This window comes from Neisseria sp. P0021.S005, assembly GCF_051956955.1.
In genome coordinates, this window is sequence record NZ_JBQCWY010000217.1 from 1 (window position 1) to 4621 (window position 4621).

Here is a 4621-nt window from a genome sequence, read left to right on the forward strand (position 1 = left end):
GGGGAGGGTAGTCATGGTCGTGTTCCAAAAGACGGGACGGCTATTTTATAACGGCGGCGTACAGATGGAAACGATGCCGTCTGAAACGGTTGTCAGGTAGCATGATGGAATATTTGTTTCTTGAAAAAAAAAAAGTCATTTTTTTACAATTTAACTTTATTTTGTTGATAAGAACGAAAGGGGCAGACATGAAAAAGATGTTGTGCTTGGCAGTATTTGCATTAGGGTTGGCAACACCGGCGGTGGCGGAAGATTGGGTGTTGCTAGGTATTAACAGTAACAATACTACCATATTTGGTGATGCAGACAGCCGTACGGACAATAGTGCATGGTTTGAAACAAGGTACGCCGAGCCGAAAAAGATGATTAGCAATGGAAAATTTTATAATACAGCTAAAGCGTTGGAAGAAATGGATTGCAGTGGTAAACGTTTTAGGGCTTTGACAGTAACGTGGTATTCCGAATCGGGAAACCCTATCGGTTCTTATACACCATCCTATGCCGAATGGAGTTATGTTATTCCCGGTACGGGTGGAGAGAGTGTGTACAAATTTGTCTGCAACCGCTATCCTCGCTGATCGTTTTTAAACCAAACAACAGATGCCGTCTGAACTGCTTTCAGACGGCATCTGTTTTGTCGGCATTCGGACAAAAGGGCGGGCATTCCGCTTTTGAACAGACAAACCGAAGCATATTGTTGACAATCTTGCCGTCTGAAACTATATTTCATTGCGTAAAAACGGGTGCCCTGATGTATTTCAGACGGCCTTACCGTGGTAGAATAACAACTTAAACCCATTCCCTCAGGAGCTGAAGATGTCCATCAAAGACGCTGTAAAACTGATTGAAGAAAGCGAAGCCCGCTTCGTAGATTTGCGCTTTACCGATACCAAAGGCAAGCAGCACCACTTTACCATCCCCGCACGCATCGTCCTCGACGATCCCGAAGAATGGTTTGAAAACGGTCAAGCGTTTGACGGTTCGTCCATTGGCGGTTGGAAAGGTATTCAGGCTTCCGATATGCAGTTGCGTCCCGATGCGTCTACGGCCTTCGTCGATCCTTTCTACGACGATACCACCGTTGTCTTTACCTGCGACGTTATCGACCCGGCCGACGGTCAAGGCTACGACCGCGACCCTCGCTCTATCGCACGCCGCGCCGAAGCCTATTTGAAATCTTCCGGTATCGGCGACACTGCCTATTTCGGCCCTGAGCCTGAATTCTTCGTTTTTGACGGCGTAGAATTTGAAACCGATATGCACAAAACCCGTTACGAAATCACTTCCGAAAGCGGCGCATGGTCAAGCGGCCTGCACATGGACGGTCAAAACACCGGCCACCGTCCGACCGTCAAAGGCGGTTACGCACCTGTTGCACCGATTGACTGCGGCCAAGACCTGCGTTCTGCCATGGTCAATGTTTTAGAAGAACTCGGCATCGAAGTGGAAGTGCATCACGCCGAAGTCGGCACCGGCAGCCAAATGGAAATCGGTACCCGTTTCGCCACTTTGGTTAAACGCGCCGACCAAACCCAAGACATGAAATATGTGATTCAAAACGTTGCCCACAACTTCGGCAAAACCGCCACATTTATGCCCAAACCCATCATGGGCGACAACGGCAGCGGTATGCACGTTCACCAATCCATTTGGAAAGACGGTCAAAACCTGTTCTCAGGCGACGGCTATGCCGGTTTGTCCGATACCGCCCTTTATTACATCGGCGGTATTATCAAACACGCCAAAGCCCTGAACGCGATTACCAATCCGTCCACCAACTCCTACAAACGCCTCGTGCCGCATTTTGAAGCACCGACCAAATTGGCATATTCTGCTAAAAACCGTTCTGCTTCCATCCGCATTCCGTCTGTGAACAGCAGCAAAGCACGCCGTATCGAAGCGCGTTTCCCTGATCCGACCGCCAACCCATACTTGGCATTTGCCGCTTTGTTGATGGCCGGTTTGGACGGTATTCAAAACAAAATCCATCCGGGCGACCCAGCCGATAAAAACCTGTACGACCTGCCTCCGGAAGAAGATGCATTGGTGCCTACCGTTTGCGCTTCTTTGGAAGAAGCACTGGCCGCCCTCAAAGCCGACCATGAATTCCTCCTGCGCGGCGGCGTGTTCAGCAAAGACTGGATCGACAGCTACATCGCCTTTAAAGAGGAAGATGTCCGCCGCATCCGCATGGCGCCGCATCCGCTGGAATTTGAAATGTATTACAGCCTGTAAAACAGCTGAGGCATTTTAAATAGGAAATCAAAGGCCGTCTGAAACTGGATTTGAAGTTTCAGACGGCCTTTAGGCTTGAAATAGATAGGGCGATCGAATTAGGTATGATAGTGAGAAGCAATGAATCATGCTGTTTGAAAGCCTTTATGGAATCGGTGCCTTGTGTTAAATTGTGCTAATAAAATCATTTCGTCAAAAAGGTTGGGCAGAATGAAGAAGATAATTGGTTTGGCCATTGCTGCGGCATTTAGTTTGAGCGCGTGCAGTAATTTGGATCACAAAACCGCGCACGAGGTCATGTCGATTTCCAATGACCGTATTTTAAAAGAAGACCACAGCTTTAACATCACAGGCAGCTCTCAAGTATATATCAGCCCATTGGCTGAAGCTGTATTGGCAGATGAAAAGGTGGAAAAGAAAGCCGAAGCGAAAGCAGAGGATGCCAAAGCCAAAGAGGGGGAGGCGGCAGCCTCTATGGAGGTTGCTCAAGAAGACGACGCTGCTTTGAAGCAGGAGTTTTCTGAACGAGAAGAGGCTGAGTTCCGCAATGCAATGCTTGATGCCTTGCCGGACGGCAATATCGCACAAGTTGCCGTTGATTATCTGGATAAATATCCTGCCATATCCAGTTACATGGAAGGGGTTCATCTGAATTATGAGGTAGCTGTTGACCTATCAACGCGTCAGTTTGAGATGATTCCTGAATTGGCCATCAACAACCACAATGAAAAACTTAGTATCAAACTTCCTATGAAACTGGATGCGGCAAAATGGGAAGTCTATGTTGATCCGCCTGCCAGCGTGTCTGCCATTGTTAATGCGTACACCGATGAGAAAATCGGCAAACGTTTAATCAAAGAACCTTTAAAATTGAGTTTGAAAGAAATCGGTGATTCGAAAGGCGTGCCTTTTGATCATATTGCAGAGGCAGGGGTGCGTGCTTTTTTGAGTGCTAATAAGGCTATGCCTGCCGATGCATATGTATTTAAAGAAATGGATGCCTTTGGTAAGGCAAACCATGCACGCTATCGTGTACGTCATGTCATGAAACCAGAGTATGATTCAGTCGTAATGAAGGCAGTGGCTAAGGCTTTTGATGAAGAATTGTCGAAATTACAGAAAACGCCCCAACCAGGGTCAACAGAAGAAGATTATAAAAATGCGCGGGAATTTTTCAGTATGTTTGTCAGCATAAGTGATAACCAGCCACTTAGCTTCCAGCGTATATCCGGTAACAATCCTGTTGTCGACTATTATCTTGACCGCAAAGGCCGTATTTTGGCTTCCCGCATGTATATGCAAATCAACGGCACACATAAGGCCATCAATATTATCGGCGACAACGTGTACAGCAATTACGGCAAACCAGTCTTCAAATTGAATCCGCAAGGTAAAGGCATTACTTGGCGAGAGCTGAAAGAGTTTTTCGGTTCGGACAAAAAACAGGAAGATTAAAGCCTCAGGCCGTCTGAAAGGATATTTAAGGATATTTCTGTTTTCAGACGGCGTGTTTGATAAGGAAAAACATGTTTGCAAATTTTGATTTAGGCGTATTTCTGCTGGCAGTATTGCCTGTGTTGTTGGCCATTACCGTGCGCGAAGTGGCACGCGGTTATACGGCGCGTTATTGGGGCGACCATACCGGCGAGCAGCTTGGGCGTTTGACGCTTAATCCGCTGCCGCACATCGACCCTGTCGGTACGATTGTCGTGCCGTTGGTGTGTCTGATGATAGGCAGTTTCCTGTTCGGCTGGGCGCGTCCTATGCCCATTGATTCGCGCAATTTCCGTGATCCACGCCGTGCGTGGCGTTGGGTGTCGATTTCAGGCCCGATTGCCAATTTGATTTTGGCGTTCTTTTGGGGCTTTGTCGTCGTACTTGCTGCGTATGTGCCTGAGTCTTATCAAGCGCCCTTGGCGCAGATGGCCGGTTACGGCGTGATGGTGAACTCGATTTGGGTCGCATTCAGCCTGATTCCGATATTGCCTTGGGACGGCGGTATTTTTATCGATACCTTCCTCAACGCCAAGCAGTCCATGCAGTTCCGTAAAATCGAGCCATACGGCACATGGATTATCCTGATCCTGTTGTTTACCGGCCTGCTGGCCAAACTGATTTGGCCGATTATTGCCATGATTCAGGACGCAGTGGGGATGGTTGTCATGTTGTTTATTTGAATGTTTTGGCTGAAAAGGCCGTCTGAAACTCAGTTTCAGACGGCCTTTTTCATTGTGCAACATGTAAATACGATTGGAAAAGTTGCTTAAAAATTGTACAATTTCAGCCCTTTCAATTTGGCGCACACATCATGCACATCGGCGGCTATTTCATTGACAACCCCATCGCACTCGCCCCCATGGCAGGCATTACGGACAAACCGTTCCGC

The 4621-nt window shown here is 47.8% G+C and carries 4 protein-coding genes; all 4 read left to right on the forward strand.

The window, feature by feature from the left end; translation table 11 throughout:
• Nucleotides 1-188 precede the first annotated feature (188 nt).
• The 4 genes from ACTHUE_RS11280 (at nucleotide 189) to ACTHUE_RS11295 (ending at nucleotide 4412) form a co-directional block, all read left to right on the forward strand.
• Nucleotides 189-578, forward strand: a complete 390-nt coding sequence (locus tag ACTHUE_RS11280; protein WP_070459789.1) for a surface-adhesin E family protein — start codon at nucleotides 189-191, stop codon at nucleotides 576-578.
• Nucleotides 579-816: 238 nt separating this feature from the next.
• A complete protein-coding gene (glnA, locus tag ACTHUE_RS11285; protein WP_049328869.1) occupies nucleotides 817-2235 on the forward strand; it encodes a type I glutamate--ammonia ligase in 1419 nt (472 codons plus the stop codon).
• A 210-nt stretch (nucleotides 2236-2445) separates the two neighbouring features.
• Complete coding sequence (locus tag ACTHUE_RS11290; RefSeq protein ID WP_440402983.1) at nucleotides 2446-3690, forward strand: hypothetical protein; 1245 nt, start codon at nucleotides 2446-2448, stop codon at nucleotides 3688-3690.
• Between the two features lie 71 nt (nucleotides 3691-3761).
• On the forward strand, nucleotides 3762-4412 hold the full coding sequence (locus tag ACTHUE_RS11295) for a site-2 protease family protein (protein WP_049332294.1): 651 nt from the start codon (nucleotides 3762-3764) through the stop codon (nucleotides 4410-4412).
• Nucleotides 4413-4621 lie beyond the last annotated feature (209 nt).